At 42.9% G+C, this 17,538-nt stretch carries 16 protein-coding genes; 7 read left to right on the forward strand and 9 right to left on the reverse strand.

Annotated elements, in window-relative coordinates:
* Positions 1–178: 178 nt before the first annotated feature.
* Both V7L05_RS30465 and V7L05_RS30470 read right to left on the reverse strand, forming a co-directional pair.
* The gene (locus tag V7L05_RS30465) at positions 179–802 is read right to left on the reverse strand and encodes a TenA family protein (protein WP_335169810.1); all 624 of its coding nucleotides are present in this window, start codon (positions 800–802) and stop codon (positions 179–181) included.
* 65 nt (positions 803–867) lie between these two features.
* Complete coding sequence (locus tag V7L05_RS30470; RefSeq protein WP_335169812.1) at positions 868–1,638, reverse strand: pentapeptide repeat-containing protein; 771 nt, start codon at positions 1,636–1,638, stop codon at positions 868–870.
* Positions 1,639–2,176: 538 nt separating this feature from the next.
* On the opposite strand from V7L05_RS30470, the gene V7L05_RS30475 reads away from it, so the two are divergent.
* The 3 genes from V7L05_RS30475 (at position 2,177) to V7L05_RS30485 (ending at position 4,771) form a co-directional block, all read left to right on the forward strand.
* Positions 2,177–2,443 (forward strand): type II toxin-antitoxin system HicA family toxin, encoded by a 267-nt coding sequence (locus tag V7L05_RS30475; RefSeq protein ID WP_335169814.1) that lies wholly within the window; start codon positions 2,177–2,179, stop codon positions 2,441–2,443.
* A complete protein-coding gene (locus V7L05_RS30480; RefSeq protein WP_335169816.1) occupies positions 2,427–2,639 on the forward strand; it encodes a type II toxin-antitoxin system HicB family antitoxin in 213 nt (70 codons plus the stop codon). The genes V7L05_RS30475 and V7L05_RS30480 overlap by 17 nt, the downstream gene beginning before the upstream one ends.
* 338 nt (positions 2,640–2,977) lie before the next feature.
* The gene (locus V7L05_RS30485) at positions 2,978–4,771 is read left to right on the forward strand and encodes an ABC transporter ATP-binding protein (protein WP_335169817.1); all 1,794 of its coding nucleotides are present in this window, start codon (positions 2,978–2,980) and stop codon (positions 4,769–4,771) included.
* Between the two features lie 19 nt (positions 4,772–4,790).
* On the opposite strand, the gene V7L05_RS30490 is transcribed toward V7L05_RS30485, so the two are convergent.
* Both V7L05_RS30490 and V7L05_RS30495 read right to left on the reverse strand, forming a co-directional pair.
* The gene (locus V7L05_RS30490; protein ID WP_335169819.1) at positions 4,791–5,117 is read right to left on the reverse strand and encodes a helix-turn-helix domain-containing protein; all 327 of its coding nucleotides are present in this window, start codon (positions 5,115–5,117) and stop codon (positions 4,791–4,793) included.
* A complete protein-coding gene (locus V7L05_RS30495; RefSeq protein ID WP_335169821.1) occupies positions 5,114–5,494 on the reverse strand; it encodes a type II toxin-antitoxin system RelE/ParE family toxin in 381 nt (126 codons plus the stop codon). Before V7L05_RS30495 ends, V7L05_RS30490 begins: the two co-directional genes overlap by 4 nt.
* 294 nt (positions 5,495–5,788) lie before the next feature.
* Between V7L05_RS30495 and V7L05_RS30500 the strand changes: the two genes are divergently transcribed.
* Positions 5,789–7,579: an ABC transporter ATP-binding protein gene (locus tag V7L05_RS30500; RefSeq protein WP_335169823.1), complete on the forward strand. Its 1,791-nt coding sequence runs from the start codon at positions 5,789–5,791 to the stop codon at positions 7,577–7,579.
* Between the two features lie 645 nt (positions 7,580–8,224).
* Complete coding sequence (locus V7L05_RS30505; RefSeq protein WP_334947791.1) at positions 8,225–8,521, forward strand: hypothetical protein; 297 nt, start codon at positions 8,225–8,227, stop codon at positions 8,519–8,521.
* Positions 8,522–8,683: 162 nt separating this feature from the next.
* Here the strand turns inward: V7L05_RS30505 and V7L05_RS30510 are convergent, their stop codons facing one another.
* The 3 genes from V7L05_RS30510 to V7L05_RS30520 all read right to left on the reverse strand — a co-directional run bounded on the left by V7L05_RS30510 (position 8,684) and on the right by V7L05_RS30520 (position 12,612).
* Positions 8,684–10,312 (reverse strand): outer membrane protein assembly factor BamB family protein, encoded by a 1,629-nt coding sequence (locus V7L05_RS30510; protein ID WP_335169825.1) that lies wholly within the window; start codon positions 10,310–10,312, stop codon positions 8,684–8,686.
* A 1,210-nt stretch (positions 10,313–11,522) separates the two neighbouring features.
* Positions 11,523–12,071, reverse strand: a complete 549-nt coding sequence (locus V7L05_RS30515) for a GIY-YIG nuclease family protein (protein WP_335169827.1) — start codon at positions 12,069–12,071, stop codon at positions 11,523–11,525.
* A gap of 211 nt (positions 12,072–12,282) precedes the next feature.
* A complete protein-coding gene (locus tag V7L05_RS30520; protein ID WP_335169829.1) occupies positions 12,283–12,612 on the reverse strand; it encodes a hypothetical protein in 330 nt (109 codons plus the stop codon).
* Between the two features lie 658 nt (positions 12,613–13,270).
* Between V7L05_RS30520 and V7L05_RS30525 the strand changes: the two genes are divergently transcribed.
* Positions 13,271–13,501 (forward strand): hypothetical protein, encoded by a 231-nt coding sequence (locus V7L05_RS30525; RefSeq protein WP_335169832.1) that lies wholly within the window; start codon positions 13,271–13,273, stop codon positions 13,499–13,501.
* Between the two features lie 89 nt (positions 13,502–13,590).
* On the opposite strand, the gene V7L05_RS30530 is transcribed toward V7L05_RS30525, so the two are convergent.
* The gene (locus V7L05_RS30530) at positions 13,591–15,861 is read right to left on the reverse strand and encodes a RelA/SpoT family protein (protein WP_335169834.1); all 2,271 of its coding nucleotides are present in this window, start codon (positions 15,859–15,861) and stop codon (positions 13,591–13,593) included.
* A gap of 278 nt (positions 15,862–16,139) precedes the next feature.
* Here V7L05_RS30530 and patD point away from each other — a divergent pair, with 278 nt between their 5' ends.
* Positions 16,140–16,493, forward strand: coding sequence for a heterocyst frequency control protein PatD (gene patD / locus V7L05_RS30535; RefSeq protein WP_335169836.1), 354 nt, complete (start codon positions 16,140–16,142; stop codon positions 16,491–16,493).
* A gap of 349 nt (positions 16,494–16,842) precedes the next feature.
* Here the strand turns inward: patD and V7L05_RS30540 are convergent, their stop codons facing one another.
* Positions 16,843–17,475 (reverse strand): TetR/AcrR family transcriptional regulator, encoded by a 633-nt coding sequence (locus V7L05_RS30540; RefSeq protein ID WP_335169838.1) that lies wholly within the window; start codon positions 17,473–17,475, stop codon positions 16,843–16,845.
* Positions 17,476–17,538: the final 63 nt, after the last annotated feature.

Here is a 17,538-nt window from a genome sequence, read left to right on the forward strand (position 1 = left end):
ATGACTTCTTCTTCAATTTAGCGATGCCTACGGTGGTAACAGAGCTTACCGAAGTGCTGACTACGCCTAAATATTTGTTACTCCAGCGATGCCTACGGCGGGCTTCTCTACGAGTTCTTGATAATTAGACATAAAATTTAGATAAATTGAATTTCTCTCGCCAACTTAATTAAGCAGACTACTCCAAAATCCATGCAGCCTGAAAAAAGTCGCGCTCACAAAACATCGCATAACGATAGGTTGAATGCACAACAGGATTGGTAGTGGCATAATTGTCAACTAAACTTTCTAATTGTTGTGTTGGTAGTTGAAAGTCTGCGCTGCTGTAAGTACGAATCCAGTCTGTATATTGATGATTAGGAATACCGTTACGAGCTAACTGTTCTCCTAAAAAGGCATACAAACGCATACAAGGAGACATCGCCGCCGCAGTTAAACCCACATCTGGACCCCAAGCAGTTGCTAACAAAAAGTCAGTATAGCGGCGGGTGGCAGTTCCTGGTTCCACAGAATGCAAATTGACTCCCCATTCAGAAGCATAGCCACTATGCAGCCGCAGTTCTTCTAAAACTCCACTAGCTAAGTTATGAAATGTGGTGAAACCTAACCAATCTGGTGCTTTAGCTGCGGCGATACTATACGCACGGGCAAAAGCTTCTAAGAAAAAAGCATCTTGCCCTACGTAGTAAGCAAATTTAACCTGCTCAAGAGTACCATCGCCAATGCCTTGAACGAAAGGATGCTCTAGGCAAGCTTGGGCTAAGTCTTGATTTGCTGCCCATAATTTGTTAGATAAAGTCATTTGTCATTTGTCATCTATATATTATCTCTCTGTTGTTTCAAATCTCCCTTTCAAAAAGGAAGTACTCAAAAAGGGAAGAACTGGAGCAAAATTGAGCCAAGACTTCCCAAAAATTCAACGAAACTGGGGCTACCAGCACTTACTTTATCATTTACGGGTGTTTGCAGTTCTTTAATAAAAGCTTGGGCTGTTTGCGTTCCCAGGCTGTTGTTTTGAGATGTAAACAATTTTTGAGCAACTTGGGCATCTTGGAATGCACCTTGCTTATCTAGTATTTGGTAACGGGCGACACCACGAGCTAAAAAAGCACCCGCATATTCTGGTTTAATAGCGATCGCTTGATTAAAATAACTAATTGCTTGCTGTTGGTTGCCTTTTTGCCCTTCTGCTACACCCCAAGCATAAAATTCTTCTGGTGAAGCAATTTGTGATGGTATACCAACTGCACCCTGAAAGTTAGCGCCATTCAGGTAAGCACCAGTCAGTTCTGCATTTGCTAAATAAGTATTTCTCAAATCAGCACCCGTCAAATTTGCCCCACCAAGTTTAGCTTCGCTCAGGTTAACACCAAATAAACTAGCGCCACTCAAATTTGCACCCCGCAAATCTGCGCCGCTCAAGTTTGCACGGCTGAGGTTAGCACCTGTGAGATTAGCACCGTTCAAATTTGCTCCAGATAAGTCAGCCATCACTAAACCTGCACTAGTCAAATCACAGTTTTGACATTGTTTGGTTGCCAATAACTGTTTAACATGTTCAGAATTTGCTGCTTGTACGGTTGTTGTCAAAATAATTGTGGTTAAAAATGCGGCTGTGCCGAGAATTTGATTTTTCATATTCGCGTAATATTTCTTACTCAATATTAAACATTGACTGAGACGGATTTATACTTCAGCCTATGATATGAGCAATCTTAACAATTTACCCTCTGTAGTTGCCTATATCACTTATAAATTTGAGTATAGCGGTTCTCAGTTGGCTTAAATATTCCCGCTTCTTGAGGAGTCAGGAGAACTCTAGATTGTAGCTCCTGGCTTATTGAAGTTAGGTGTATTTTATTCATCTAAGAATCGCTATAAATACTCGCTGGTTGTGCAAGTTCACTTCTCCAGTCTTCTGGTTTGGAGAAGATAAACTCAATTTTGCAAATAAGCTCAGGGTGAATGTTAGAATAACTGCTGTCAAACTGCTAATTATTTATACTGAGGTTAACCCTTGATAGGCGTACTGTTGCCTTTACAGCCTAAGTACAAAATCTCGTTAATGTGTAGCGAATTCTCCGCGTGCATATACGTTTAAATTGCAACCCTCAATTCGCCACGATTTTACGCCTCCACAATAGTCAAAACAAACATTAAGATAGTCAAAAAAAACGTGACTCAGCAAGACAAAATCTTAGAAAAAATTCTCTCTGGGATTTCTGATACAGATATCCCTTTTGCCCAACTATGGCAACTTTTATATAGACTAGGCTTTGATGAACGGATTCGTGGCGATCATCGGATTTTTATCAAAGCCGAAGTTGAGGAAATATTGAACCTACAACATAAGAAAGGAAAAGCCAAAAGCTATCAAATTAAACAAGTTCGTGCAGTGATTATCAAGTATAAGCTAGGAATTAAAAATGATGTTTCGCTATGAAATTATTCTCTACTGGAGTGAATTAGATCAAGCCTTTATTGCTGAAGTGCCAGAGTTATCAGGCTGTGCTACTGACGGCGATACTTATCAAGAAGCCCTGCATAATGTAGAATTAGTTATGCAGGAATGGATAGAAACAGCTAAGGATTTAGGGCGTCCAATTCCTGAGCCTAGACCGCGTTTAATGTATATTTAATTGATGCACAAGCCAACTCCAATTGATTTTTTAGCAGCATCATAAATATTTAACACCATTTTTAGATACAGACAAGAAAAATTTTCGCTTAGAGAGATTTATCCTCTGATTTCTAATGCATAAATTCTCCCTAAAACTTTTTCTTTGGAAAAAATAGAGTAGAACTCAAAACTTGGTTTTGCTATGCAACCGATAGCAGTTGAGATATCCGAGGGGAGTTGGGAATTGCAATGAAAATTTTGATCCAACCTCACACAATCGCCTTGCTCCCACTGACCAATTGATTTTTTACAATCAAAATACGAGATAATTTTTCAAAGATACAAGGGTGAATACCATTGGTTCAGCAACCAGAACTCCAGGAAACTTCGTCGATCCAGTCAACCGGGCGCGTGCTTAAAAGTTTGAGTACTTACCGATGGACTTCGCTGGGAGCCTTAGCCAGCCTGTTGCTGTTGACGATCGCCAACGCACTTACCCCGCAACTATTTCGCTGGGGAATTGATCAGGGCATCATGAAACAAAACCTCCAAATTGTGCTATATAGCGCCGGTTGGATGGTAGTCGCCGCGATCGCTCGTGGTTTATTTAACTTTGGACAAAGCTATTTGGCAGAAGCAGCGTCTCAGGGTGTAGCCTATGACCTGCGTAACAAAATTTTCAGCAAGATTCAAAATCTCAGTTTCAGTTATCATGACCAGGCACAGACTTCCCAACTACTAACCCGTGTCACCAGCGACATTGAGCAGATTCGTACCTTTGTTGGCACCAGCTTAATTCAGGTAATTGGTGGAGTTGTGACGTTGGTGAGTGTTTCAGTGATTTTGCTGGTGATGAACTGGGAATTAGCACTGATTACGCTAACAGTAGTACCCCTAGCCGGATGGTTGATGGCGCGATTCATCACCCAAAATAATCAACTTTTTCGGCAAGTACAAGAACAACTGAGCGACCTGAATGCTGTATTGCAAGAGAACTTGCTAGGAATCCGGGTAGTGAAAGCGTTTGTGCGAGAGTCAACTGAAAGATCGCGTTATACGAGTATGAATGATGCCCTAATTAAGGCAAACATGAAGACCATTAGCGCCATCCGTAATACCTTCCCGTTGATCTTTTTGCTGAGTAATTTGGTAACACTGGCAGTTTTCGCCTACGGGGGAGCGCAGGTGATTGGGCGTAGATTTTCCATTGGCGAACTGGTGGCGTTTAACTCCTACCTAGCGTTGATTCTCCAACCGATTTTGTTGATTGGATTTGCAGCACCCGCGATCGCTCAATCAGCTGCTTCCGCCGAACGAGTCTACGAAGTTGTAGATGCGGAAGTAGAAATTCGCGATCGCCCCGGTGCTGTCCCATTTGACACTTGCGGTGGTAGAATTACCTTTGAAAATGTTTCCTTTCGTTATCCAGGAGCGACAACCGAAACTCTCAAAGAAGTTTCCTTTGAAACGAAACCCAACGAACTAATCGCCGTTCTAGGGATGACTGGCTCAGGAAAAAGCACAATTATGAACTTGATTCCCCGTTTTTACGATGTTACAGGGGGAGCAGTTCGCATTGATGGGCGAGATGTAACAAGTTTCACACTAAAAAGCCTGCGATCGCATATTGGCATTGTATTTCAGGAAACCACCCTCTTCTCCGGCACAATCCGCGAAAATATTGCCTATGCAAAACCCGATGCAACCTTAAAGCAGGTGATTGAAGTTGCAAAAACCGCACAAATGCACGATTTTATTACCAGTCTACCCGATGGCTACGAGACAATTGTGGGTGAACGGGGCGTGGGCTTGTCTGGTGGACAAAAACAACGAATTGCGATCGCTCGTACCTTACTAACCGATTACAGCATTCTGATTTTGGATGATAGTACCTCGGCTGTGGATGCCAAAACTGCTGCCCAAATTCAAGCCGAACTAGATGACTTAATGCGCCAAAAAGCTTGTACAACCTTTGTAGTAGCTCAACGCATTAGCACCGTCAGGAATGCCGATCGGATTTTTCTGATGGATAAAGGACGATTGGTAGCACAAGGCACTCACGAGGAATTGATGCAAACCAGCCCACTCTACGGCGTGATTTTGGAATCTCAGGTAAAGCCGAAGGAGAAAAATGATCTCAAATTAGCATAATTAGTCTGTCCGAAAATTTTTATAGCAATATCACAATTTCAGCAGACTGTCCCGGCGCATGACGAGGGCGAAGATGTAAGGTGATTTCCGTATCGAGTCGCTTGAGAAAAATGAGGAGTTTGCCCTCGCTGAACCGTTGAAACTCTCCTTTCATCAAATGAGATACTTCTGGCTGGGTAATGCCAAGAAGTTCGCTGATTTCGCGCTGTTTCAGGTTGCGTTGAGAGAGGAGGCGGAGTACCTGAATCCCTATCTTGCCCCGCGTAAAAAGTTCTGAAGCATCCGACAAACCAAGGTCAGCGAATACGTTGCCACTGCTTTCTTCAAAAACGGGTTCTTGTGTCATTGTGATTGTTGTTTCTCCCTTGCCACTGCGTCCTTATAGCGTTGTTTAATTAGGTCAACATCAGCCTGTGGGGTTTTAATCCGCTGCTTTGATTTCTTCTGAAAAGCGTGCAGTACATAGATTTTCTCTCCAATCTTTACCGCATAGACTGTCCTGTAACTATCGGTATCGTAGCGTTTGACGATTTCATAGACACCGCTTCCAACCCCTTTAAAAGGTTTGGCATCCATTGGTGTTTCCCCTGCTTGCACCAATTGCAGCGCATAGCCTAATGATGCACGCACATCTTCAGGAAATGAGCGGATATTTTTGAGAGAGTCTCCCATCCAAACAAGAGGTCGTAAAGGAATTTCTCTAATATCGTCGTCATCGTCCATTTTATATGAAATTTACTATAAAATCAGTCAGACAATAGCATGAAATGTCCTCGTTTTGGAGGTGGATTGCTCATTTACCCCCATATTCAAGTGCTGATCCCTAAAATTTTGGCAATTGTTGACACGGCACAAAAGGGTACAGCCACCGTGGTGAGTAAATAAAATATCATCTATATAACAAGTCACGCCTAATAAAGACTTTTAATCTCTTCGAGTTCAGCAGTCGCTCATGGGGGAAACCCCCTGTTCCCGCGCTGCTTCACCAAAATCCCAAATCTAAAATCCAAAATTTTTATGAGAGTCACAGTTCCCGTTGTTGCATCTGAGCAGGCAAGTCAGCAACTCTCTACCCTGCGGCGTTTTTTGCAATACCTGCTACTCTATCGCAAAGAAATTCCCATCGCCCTCACACTAGTATTCATTGGTGCAGTAACCCAGGCAATTGGCCCATTCTTTATTGGCTGGTCGATTGATCACCTAATTGCACAAGGGAATTTGCAAGGACTACTGCTGTTATTAGGGCTACTTGGGCTGAACTATGGACTTGGTGTTTTGGCAATCCGGGGTCAAATTATTCGAGTCGGCTGGATTATGCAGCGATTGCTGGCTCAACTAAGGCAAGACATTTTTATTAAAATTCAAAGTCTGCCACTTAGCTTTTTCGATCGCAGTGAAGCAGGCGATTTAATGAGCCGCTTGCTGAATGATGTCAATACCGTAAATCAGGCGTTTGGACTGACGATCGCCCAAATGCTGGGCAACACTTTCAGTTTAGTCGGCATAATCATTGCGATGCTCTCAATCAACCTGGAACTCGGTTTGTTGAGTAATCTGGTTGTACCACTGATGATTTTTACCACAAGCTTATTTGCACGTTGGGCAAGAGCCAGATTCCGCGTCACCCGACTAACCATTGGGCAGCTTTCCGCCAAGTTAGAAGAAGATATTGGCAGCGTGCGAGAAGCACAGGCATTTAATCGTGTACAGATGAACATCGCAGAATTCGACATTCTTAACGCCGCCAATAGAGATGCCAACGTTGAGGCTGTGCTAATTACTTCAGCTTTTCTGCCCTCCATCGATTTTCTCAACACACTAGCAACCGCAGGCGTGCTGGCCTATGGTGGCTATCTCGCAGTCACCGGAGCTGCAACAGTGGGTGTGGTGACATCCTTTTTACTTTACGTCCAGCAGTTCTTCCGCCCGATCCAAATTCTCAGCCAGTTTTACACCCAAGCTCAATCTGCATTTGCCGGATTAGAGCGAATCTTTCTATTACTAGATGAACCGTCAGAACTCAAAGACGCACCCGATGCAATAGAAATGCCGCCGATTCAGGGTGAAGTGACATTTGAAAATGTCAAGTTTGGCTACAACCCAGATCAACTAGTTCTCAAAGGGGTGAATTTGCACGCTTATCCAGGGCAGATGGTTGCGTTAGTCGGGCAGACTGGTTCAGGAAAAAGTACAATTATTAACTTGATTTTGCGCTTCTACGATGTATCTAGCGGTGCAGTGAAAATTGATCGTATTGATGTGCGTAGCGTTACTCAAGCAAGTCTGCGGCGTCAAATTGGCATTGTCCTGCAAGACAATATTTTGTTTAGCGGCACCGTCGCCGAAAACATTGCCTTTGGCTCTCCCCATACTACTCAAGCTGATATTGAAACGGCTGCACAGATGGCAAATGTGCATGAGTTCATTACCTCACTGCCACAGGGTTATACAACTCAATTGGGTGAACGGGGCGCACCCTTGAGCCAGGGACAGCGACAACTAATCAGTATTGCTCGTGCAGTGTTGATCAACCCCCGAATTCTGATTCTTGATGAAGCCACCAGCAGCATCGATACCCGCACAGAAGCGTTAGTACAAAGTGCGATCGCTCGCTTGCTGCAAGGTCGTACCAGTTTCGTAATTGCTCACCGCCTCAGTACAGTTACTCAGGCAGATCAGGTATTAGTAATTCAGCAGGGACAAATTGTAGAGCAGGGTACTCACGCCGAACTCGTCAATCAGCAAGGTGTCTATGCCAACCTCTATGCCCTGCAACTAGGTGCAGCAGACACAATGGTTCCAGGATGACTGGGGTAAACTTAGCTGGTGTGAGTAGCCAGACGGTAGCCAACAGCGTTAGTTGATGATAATAACACAGAACAAGTTCACCTGAGTAAAACGACATAACCAATGAACACCCAAGGTAACAACACTGGTTCCGCCTACAATCCTCCTAATGTCGCACTTATGTTAGAAAGCGAACGTGTTTACAAAGCTTTTTGTCGGGCTATCCAAGTGAACACAGGGCTGAAAGGAACTGCTCTGAAACAAAGGATTGAAGAATGCCATAGGGTCTATTGCTCTTGTCTGTCCCAAGGCAACTAGTGTCCCAAGGTCGGGACAGGATCGCGCACCTTCCCCTTAGCACTACGGTGTACACACAAGTCCTAAAAACCTACCTTAATGAGGCTTTACTCGTTTACTCGTTCCCAGTCTCCACTGGGAATGCATTCATTGAGTCTCTGACTCAATTTCTGGAGGCAGAGCCTCTAATCAAGCATTCCCATGCAGAGCATAGGAATGAGATACGAGATAAATGACGAAAGTTACTCTCTACATTCGACTTGTGTGTACACCGTAGCTTTATTCCCTAACTCGTGCGTAAGTCCTAAAGTAAATCTTGAGCTTGTAGGGTACGTTACAATGCGTTAACGCCATTGATAATGCTTGGGAATGAGAGCCAAAATAGAAAATAAAGTGCTTTTTATCCACCACGAAGATTTGCCAGAGTTTAAGAAAGGTGGCTCTGTGGTGAGAAATTCATATTTTTGGGCGCTACGTTCAATTGCTGGTAAAGCTTCGCGTTATCGTGATTGGGAATACGAACTGGAGGTTTGGTTAGCACTTTCACGAATGCTTTTGTCGTTTGCTGAATCTGGGTATTTGGGTCATAGAGAAACCTTGCTGGAGTTTCCCTTATCTCAAGGGGAAATTCCTAATTTGCTACGAGATGTATCTACTTGGGAGTAAAAATGCATAGCTGTCGGGGTTAGAAAAACCCTTGACTTTGCATTAGTCCACCGAGGTAAACTTTACTTGTGTAATAGCAAATGACCTTCGCCAAAAGCCCAAGAATTGTGTTTTTCGCCCCCATTTTCGAGAGAATTTTAAACATTATTACTTATTGACATCTTACCGATGCTTCGAGACTGTGAATGCGTAAAACTTATTATTAGACTTAAACCCGCCTGGGATGTGGGTGTACCCAGAACCCCAGTAAACTGTACCATCAACCACTGCTGCACCTGCAACTACTGATCCTCCACTGTTAAAATTCCACAGAATCTTACCAGTCTTTGCATCTAATGCATACATGTTATTCTTATCGGCTGCTGATGCCATCGAGCCAGCATACACCACTCCATTCGCTACTGTCATTGGAGCCATATCCCTTTCACCTGCTGGATCTGCTGTCTGCCAGATAATTTTGCCCGTCGCTGCATCAAGCGCACTCCATGACCCACCGTTAATAGTCTTACCTGAAGGCTCTAATGTGTACTTCTCAAATCCGTAGTTTGAAATCGCGACATAAATTTGTTGACCATCCGTAGCCGAACCCCACTGTATTCCACCAGCAGGACCACCAGGGCCAACAATTCGGCTCCAGACGACTTTTCCGGTATCCCGGTCAAGCGCCCAAAAGACACCACTCTTCTGACCAGCACCAAGTAAATCACGCGATTTTCCCGCATCTTTCACAGTGAAAAGCATCGGTGCCTGAGCGAAATCATAATCTGGTCCTTTGGGGTCAGGGCAATTGGAGACACCGCCAAAGTAGCAGGCAACAGTCCAGGTATCGTATCCCTCTAGTTTATTTGCCCACTTAATCGTGCCAGTATCGAGATCAAGTGCCATGAGCGCGTCAATATAATTCTTGGAATCGAGGCATTGCGACTCATCAGGAGCTGTCTGTGAGGAGAGTTTTGCAATACAATTTTTTACCGTTTTAGGCACATTGTAGTTATTACCTGTTCCTATATATACCAAATTTCGCTTTGGATCGATTGCTGGTGTGCTACCCCATACTGCTCCACCTGAATAGCCATCCGGTTGACCATAATTTTTCGGTACAGTGTAAGTTTTCCACAGAAGCTTTCCGGTATTCAAATCTACCGCCGTCATGCTTCCACGGAATGTGCAGCATGGGTACTTCGGATCGTTAGCCGCTGTTTCCTCCAAAGAGGAAACTCCAACATACACACGATTGCCATAAATGGTCGGTGATTGAGTAATAACAGCATACGGGTGTTCGTCAAGTTTTGTTTTCCAGATTAGCTTCCCAGTATCTTTGTTAACTGCGATCAGGAAAGCATTTTCCTGGCTACCAATAATCACTTTATTCCCGTTAACTGCTGGATTTGTGCGTGAGACAGCTTTTGGGATACTTGGATCATTAATATAGCTGGCAATGCTATATGCCCAAATCTGTGTACCCGTCTGTGCATCAATCTTAAAAAAATTACCGCCCCAGTCTGGTATATATACAGTTTTATCTACAACTGCTGGTGTAGCAGAGAGTTCACCACTTGCACTAAAAACCCATTTGGGAGACAAGTGTTTTACGTTCTTTGGATTGAGGTATTTCTCATCTGCTTGATAGCGAGTATTGTTTAGGTTCTGACCACCCAACCTCCACTGATTATCGGACCTACACGGACTTTCTTTAGCACTACTACTAATTGTTGGCATGATAAAGACTAATGCCAGCGTCACAATTCCAAGCGCTTGTTTACAGGATGAATAAGTTTTAATCACAGTCACTAATGTCCTCCGCCACTACTAAAAATAATGTGCTATAACTTCACCGCACTTTTAGTGAAAAATCTCAGCTTACAGAAGATTTTGATAAAGTAACTAATTAGACTTTCAATTAACACCTCTCATGAGCTTTAATCCACTTTTTACAAATTTAATGACTATAGGGTTAAATGGTAATAAGGCGATCGCTACTATCATTCCGATAAACGGCAAAACATCAAAAATAATGAAGTGTCTGCGCTATATTTTATGTAAATAGGGGCTATCAATGACACGCAATAGGCAATACTCCTAAAGAAAGCGAAGCTATTATTAACCAAAAGCAGGCGCTCACTTGCAGTCACCCTGAAAAACTTACGCAACTGTTTCATTAGTTTTTCAAAAGCTACCGATGAATTTTATTCAGTAATACAGCAGAATTCAGAATGCAGAAGTAAAACAGGGTTTATACATGACTTTGGGACGAATCGTTGTGTACTTCACTTTCCTTGAAATCTGCTGTAATTTCCAAAATTCGAGCAAAATAGCTTATTTGAATAGTTTTTTTGAGTACTTTAATTTTGCTTAGTCAACATACCTGTATGTTTATCACTATTCCCAGGTCAAGTAAACTTCTTTACCCAATCTTTAAGATGTAAACTTCTGTAAAATCTAATACATTTTAAACTTTTATAAGCTAAATTTTATCCTTTGTAAAAATGTATTTCGTTCGCTTATTAAAATTCGATATCTTGATGAAATTTCGTTTTGTTCTTGGCAAAAATGCAATTTCTTCTTCTATCAAAAATAATTTTGTGATATATGATTGTGCTGAAAAGTACATAAGTTAATTTTATATTTAAGCTGAAGAGATTTATTGTCAAGCAATAATCAAGTTTATACAAGCTTTATATAATCCTGTTCCCTGTGGTAAATCCGCTCATGACCTCATGAATATGTTTTAAGGACAATTGAACTCACGCCCCTCTCAAAGGGAGCAAGCGTCCCTGTAGCTTTACAACACCATCAACACGTTCCCCAGTACACCAATCTATCGTGCCAGCAGTTGTTTGGGTTCGTTAACTGACCCATGCCGTAGTTCATGTATGGCTTGATATAACCCTGTGTGGGCATTAGTCGCGCCAGCGAAACAATCGCCGTTTGCTAAATTTGTAAGTCTATCAATTACGGTATCGTTTAAGCAGACTCTAAACAAATTTCCCCATAACTAGCTTCATTTCAAATCTAGTAAACCTTCTTCTTTCAATTTAGGATTGAAGCGAATTTGCATTTGTAAACCACGCCCTTCTAGCAATTGCGTTGAAATTTCTGCTTCTACTCTCCGTGCCACATTTTTAATAATTTTTATTTGTGCTAATTCATCATTAGCTGGATTTTGATATTTTGCCTGTTCTTCAGGTGTCATGATCGCTTTAACATCAATAGGATGAGTCCATTTTTCTTTGTTATCCCCATTTCCCCAAGGTACACTGCCATTTTCAGCAATCCAAGCATTTTCAGTATTTTCTAAAATTGTGCGACTAGGGCGTTCAATAGTTTGAATTTTGACCCAATAGCATTGCTGTGGCTGACGAACTAAATGCTGCTTAAGGCTGAGATAAACATCACGGGAGTATCCGACAAATTGAAGTACTTTTGCTTGGTCAAAGATAGCATATACCCCGATTTTACCCTGAAATTGTTCGGGTAATTGACCGCGATCGTCAATGTAAGGAATGTATTCTAGGGATGCTAAAGAAGAAAGATTAGTTTCAAAAGCCATACATCAAATATTAAACTTCTTATTTGCCTTCAGAATTGAGAATTACTATAGCGCTTATTAGTTGAGTGCAATACAGACCTAACAATAACAGCCCCAACCCTTGTAGCGTTGGGGAGTAAGATTCAAAGCCTCTCTCTTTTTTAGGAGAGAGTCTAGACTGTATTGCATACAAACGATAAGCGCTATTTTTAGGAAAAACTTATTTTGTAAATTACCCATTATCCAATTTTTGGTAAATTGCACAAAGGCGACTGGGTTTAAAAATCTTAGCACTAAACATAAAATTTGGTGGGACGTTGACGATGGCATATTCATCAGATTCATGATACTTTTCAAATTCTGCTGGCATTCCTTTAGTGGTAGTTAAGCTATAAGGAACTGGTTGGAAAAGTAATTCTGTAAATTTAACTTGCTTACACTGCAACTGTTGACAAATTTGGTTTAAGAAAGCAACGCTTGTCAATAAATTGAATAGAGTTTCTTGGGCTTGTGCTTCCAGGGTAAAACTGCCATCAAAGTTCTGAACGATTTTAAGGGGCATTTTCTGTATAGGTAGTTATTAACGACTAAGCGATGATAGAGGATAGGTAGCATATTGCACATGGTGAGCAAAAAATGCTAGCCAACGAAGCCTATCTTTTTGTGCAGATGAGCATTGTGAAAAATCACCACTTTAAGATCAGCCTATTGGATTGTGTGACTTCTGTCACGCGATCGCTTGATCTATTTTAGGACTTACGCGTTGACAAGAAATACTAAATATGCATAAGGTTAAAAACCACATCTTTCGTAAGGGCACAGCATTGCTGTGCCCCTATAGCATGCTCTATTGATCACAGGATAATTAATAAAAGCCTGAAAACTTCCTATTTTAGCTAGCGCATATCATGATGCATTTGTACACTGCGTAAGTCCTATATTTGATCTATTTCTCATTTCAATGCGATTAGAAGGATATAAGCGTGGGTAATGGTTCTTGCCTTGTGCTTGCTTTTTTAATCAGCATTCATCCCCCACTTATTCGAGTCAGTGGGGATGAATGCTGATTAAGCGATATTCTCAATTTGTTTTCTTGTGGGGATCTTTGAGGATAAAATGGTTGTCAACTTTTACGCTCATCACCTGTGCAGCGAATTGATAAACGTTCCTGATCGGCTTTGATAGCTAAGAGGTCGAACAAACAATAGGAGATTATACTCATGTTGGAGATTGAAAACTTGGGAGTAAGTGTAGAAGAGTATTTGGATGGATTGGCAGCAGGTATTGATATTTTAGAATTGAAGCGGTTAGAAGCAAAGGGAATTCCCACAAATCTGGCTCTAGAAGTTATGGCGATTGCACCAAAGGTAATCAATGGCACGGCTACTCCTGAAGAAGTTGTTAGAGGACTAATGATTCTAACACCATCGCTTAGGCAACAAGTTGAATAGTTGATAGTTGAGGGTGCCGAATGTGAGTTCAACCAGAATCCGAAATTGGTGCGTTAGACTGCGTTAACGCACCCTACCAATTAGGACGCTTACTCGTTAATTTGCCCAACGCGGCGGATATTCAAGATGTCGCTCATTTTTTTTATTTGGACGAAGACTTGCTCTAGTTGAGAGCGATCGCGTATATCTATTCCTAAGTCCATCAATGCCGGTTGATCAATAGAGGTTTTCACTTGGGCATGGCGGACATTGATCCCTTGGTCACTCAACCGTGACAAAATATCCTTTAGCACCCCTACGCGGTCAAGAGCTTCAATTTGAACATCAACTGGATACGTGTGCGGACGACCACTATTTTCGGCGGTTGGGTTCCACCTAACTGGTACTAAGCGCTCATACTCCACACTCTCCAGATTATGGCAGCCTTGGCGATGAATTGAAATCCCCCTACCTCGCGTCACCACACCAATAATCGGTTCGCCAGGAATCGGGGTACAACACCCAGCTAAATAATACACCAAACCTTCCACCCCAACAATTGGCGAATCTGTGGAACGGGAAGTAGTTGCTGGTGCATCTCGCAAAGCTTTTGATGTACTTGGTTCTTTGGGGATAAATAGCGGCACTGTGGAAACTGGTTGTTGTCCCTTCGCCACTTCTCGCCAACGATTTAACACTAGGTTCAACGTCACTTCACCGTAACCTAAACCAGCAAGTAAATCTTCCACGCTATGGTAGTTACACTTTTCGGCGACAGTCTCCATCGCATCCGACTTCAGCAAACTATCAAAACCAGTTTTACCAAGTTCCTTTTCTAACAATTCCCGTCCACGGGCGATATTTTCTTCCCGGCGCGATCGCTTGTACCATTGTTTTATCCGATATTTCGCCGCCGAAGTCCTGACAAAGTTCAACCAATCCAAACTCGGATGGCAGTTCTTTTGGGTCAAAACCTCTACAATATCGCCATTTTGCAGCCGCGTTGACAGTGGCACCATTCGCCCATTCACCCGCGCCCCTGCACAGTGGTTCCCCACTTCCGTATGAATCCGATAAGCAAAATCTACAGTGGTAGCACCGGGACTTAAAGGAACAACATCCCCCTTAGGGGTGAAGACATAGACATCATCTTCAAATAGATTATCCTTGACACTATCAAGATATTCTTGGGCATCCTTGAGATCAGTTTGCCATTCCAGCAGTTGCCGCAGCCAAGTAAACTTGTCATCTGTGGCTGTCAAATGGCTAATACTAGAACCTCCTGTTTCTTTGTACTTCCAATGGGCAGCAATCCCATACTCGGCGATATGATGCATTTCGATTGTCCGAATTTGCACCTCTAAAGGACGACCAGTTAGGCCAATCACCCCAGTATGCAACGACTGGTAACGGTTAGGCTTTGGCAGTCCAATATAGTCCTTAAATCTCCCAGGAATTGGGCGAAAAGCATCATGAACCACCGCCAACGCCCGATAGCATTCCTCATTGGTTTGAACAATAATCCGCAGCGCTGCCAAATCGTAAATTTCATGAAATTCCTTTTGCTGTCGGTGCATTTTTTGGTAAATGCCATAAAGGTGCTTGGGACGGCCACTGATATCCTGAAAGTGGATTCCGGCTTGCTGCAAACGTTCCCGCAAAATGTCTGTAGCTTTGGCCAACTTCTCTTCTCGCGCCGTCCGTTTTTCCGAAACATGCTCCTGCATTTCGCGGAAAGCTTCCGGTTCCAAATATTTAAAAGCCAAATCTTCCAGTTCCCATTTAATCCGCCAAATCCCCAAGCGATTGGCTAAGGGTGCAAAGATATCTCGCGTTTCTTGGGCACTGCGGCGGCGGCTGGCCTCTGACATATATTGTAAAGTTCGCATATTATGCAAACGATCTGCCAATTTCACCACAATGACTCGAATATCTTGCGCCATTGCCAAAAACATCCGCCGGAAGTTTTCGGCTTGGCTTTCGGTTTTGCTGGTGAAATTGATTTTAGAAAGCTTGGTCACACCTTCGACTAATTGCCGTACTTCTGGGCCAAAGCGCTGTTCTATCTCTTCACTTGTAACTTCTGTATCTTCAACGACATCATGGAGAAATCCAGCTGCTATCATAGCAGCACTACCTCCCAAGTCACGCAGCAACTCAGCCACAGCAATGGGATGAGCAATATATGGTTCTCCAGATTTGCGGTATTGACCTTGATGCAGTTGGTAAGCAAATTCAAATGCTCGACCAATTAAGACTGCATCATTATGCCTTCGGTCATCTTCCGTTTCGCCGCTACTTGTCGATGACTCCTTCAAACATTTTTTTAACCATTCGGGAATGGCAAGATCAACTGATGAATTTATTGTTATGCTGCTCATAGAATTGGGTTTAGAGAGGATCGGTAGATAAGTGATAAATAAAACTAGCAGCATCGTCGTGAAAAGATGCTGTTGCTCGAAAAAAACAGTGTCAGGATGATTCTCCAGCCAATGTAGTCATCCAGTTTGAGTTTCAAGGATCATAAATTTCAAAATCCATTGATGGCAAACAAAGCCTCAAATCACGACTTGAGGCTTTTAGTGCTGATAAACGCTTAAGTAAAGTTTATTGTAGAAGAAAAATTACTTGACATTAATACTATCTTAACTAGCACTGGATGTCTTTAAACCGTGAGAAATATCTGACACTCGTAACCTTGCTAGAGCAATTACGCTCCGATGCCACAACTACCCAAATTGTTGCACCCGAACTGCGACAGCGTGTAGCCTCGTTGCAGCAATTTTTCCGGCAGCAGATTGTGCCTTTGGCTGATCAAGACTGGCGAGTACAGTCTTATCAAACGGAGATGAGCAAGCAATTGCGCCTGTTGGAAATAGATGTGATGTTTTTGCAAGGAGCGCGGCAAGCATCTACTGCACAAACGAGACTTCAGACGATTAGCGATCGCTTGACAATCCTCATTCAATACTGTGATGCTATTCTGCAACCAGAAGCGGAGGGAGAAAAATAACAATTATTTACCTTTTTCTCTAATTACTCCATCATCTCATTTATGACCTATGCTGAAAAGTTATTTTGGCAACAAGTTGGGAATGGGGAGTGGGGAGTAGGGAATGGGGGAAGAATTCTTATAACTCCAAACTCTTAACTCCTAACTCCTAACTCGTAACTCACATCTTGCACCTAGCCCTAGCGATTAGAAATCGCGGCTATACAAACAAAGTCCACCTCCGTGGACTAAGAGGAAATCAAGGGTTTTTAACCCACGGAGGTGGGTTTTGCCTGTGTAGCCGCGACTTCCAGTCGCCTGGTGCAAGATATAAGCTAACTCTTAACTCCTAACTCCTAACTCCTAACTCCTAACTCCCCACTCCCCACTCCCCACTCCCCACTCCCCACTCCCCACTCCCAATACCTTTGAGCAGAAGATTCATTGTGCGGCGCATATACGCTTCTACTGGCTCGGTTGTGGGTTTGAAGATCAGTGCATAATATAGTGATCCGCTCACAAGATCGATAATTAAGTCTACGTCTGCATCCTTGTGAATTTCGCCTCTAGACTTGGCACGTTCAAGTATTTTAGCAAAGGCTTCACGTCGGAGTTTGGTATATTTTGTCCAATAGACCTCGGCAAACTGAGGATTGCTAGACGCTGTACTAATGATCAGGGCGAGTGTCTGACGACCAAGGGGACTATCTATTTTTTTGGCGGCATTATTGATTAAGATATCCATGTCTCCCCAAAAGCTGCCAGTATCGGGGATCGCTAAATCATCTCTCAGACTTTCTATAGCGTCTGCAACTAGTTCTTCTTTGGAAGTGTAACGCCGATAGATGGTCGTTTTACCAACTCCAGCACGGGAAGCGATCGCTTCTATACTCATACTTTCATATCCTACCTCTGCAAGCAAGTCTAAAGTCGCTTGCAGAATAGCTTGGTCGGCATGGATGCTGCGTGGGCGTCCAGAGGGGCTGTTGATTTGCTTACTCATAAAAATATCATCCCTAAGCAATATCTTTTTGACAATTTGCTACCTTTGGGCATAGAACACAGC

Source organism: Nostoc sp., from assembly GCF_036917755.1.
Classification (GTDB): Bacteria; Cyanobacteriota; Cyanobacteriia; order Cyanobacteriales; family Nostocaceae; genus Nostoc.

Excerpts from the sequence above, each read along its gene's own strand:
- V7L05_RS30480 (WP_335169816.1), top strand. The coding sequence starts at position 2,427 with ATGATGTTTCGCTATGAAATTATTCTCTACTGGAGTGAATTAGATCAA.
- V7L05_RS30540 (WP_335169838.1), bottom strand. The coding sequence starts at position 17,475 with ATGAGTAAGCAAATCAACAGCCCCTCTGGACGCCCACGCAGCATCCAT.
- V7L05_RS30490 (WP_335169819.1), bottom strand. The coding sequence starts at position 5,117 with ATGACACAAGAACCCGTTTTTGAAGAAAGCAGTGGCAACGTATTCGCT.
- V7L05_RS30470 (WP_335169812.1), bottom strand. The coding sequence starts at position 1,638 with ATGAAAAATCAAATTCTCGGCACAGCCGCATTTTTAACCACAATTATT.
- V7L05_RS30500 (WP_335169823.1), top strand. The coding sequence starts at position 5,789 with ATGAGAGTCACAGTTCCCGTTGTTGCATCTGAGCAGGCAAGTCAGCAA.
- V7L05_RS30530 (WP_335169834.1), bottom strand. The coding sequence starts at position 15,861 with ATGAGCAGCATAACAATAAATTCATCAGTTGATCTTGCCATTCCCGAA.
- V7L05_RS30505 (WP_334947791.1), top strand. The coding sequence starts at position 8,225 with ATGAGAGCCAAAATAGAAAATAAAGTGCTTTTTATCCACCACGAAGAT.
- V7L05_RS30520 (WP_335169829.1), bottom strand. The coding sequence starts at position 12,612 with ATGCCCCTTAAAATCGTTCAGAACTTTGATGGCAGTTTTACCCTGGAA.
- V7L05_RS30525 (WP_335169832.1), top strand. The coding sequence starts at position 13,271 with ATGTTGGAGATTGAAAACTTGGGAGTAAGTGTAGAAGAGTATTTGGAT.
- V7L05_RS30495 (WP_335169821.1), bottom strand. The coding sequence starts at position 5,494 with ATGGACGATGACGACGATATTAGAGAAATTCCTTTACGACCTCTTGTT.
- V7L05_RS30465 (WP_335169810.1), bottom strand. The coding sequence starts at position 802 with ATGACTTTATCTAACAAATTATGGGCAGCAAATCAAGACTTAGCCCAA.
- patD (WP_335169836.1), top strand. The coding sequence starts at position 16,140 with ATGTCTTTAAACCGTGAGAAATATCTGACACTCGTAACCTTGCTAGAG.
- V7L05_RS30515 (WP_335169827.1), bottom strand. The coding sequence starts at position 12,071 with ATGGCTTTTGAAACTAATCTTTCTTCTTTAGCATCCCTAGAATACATT.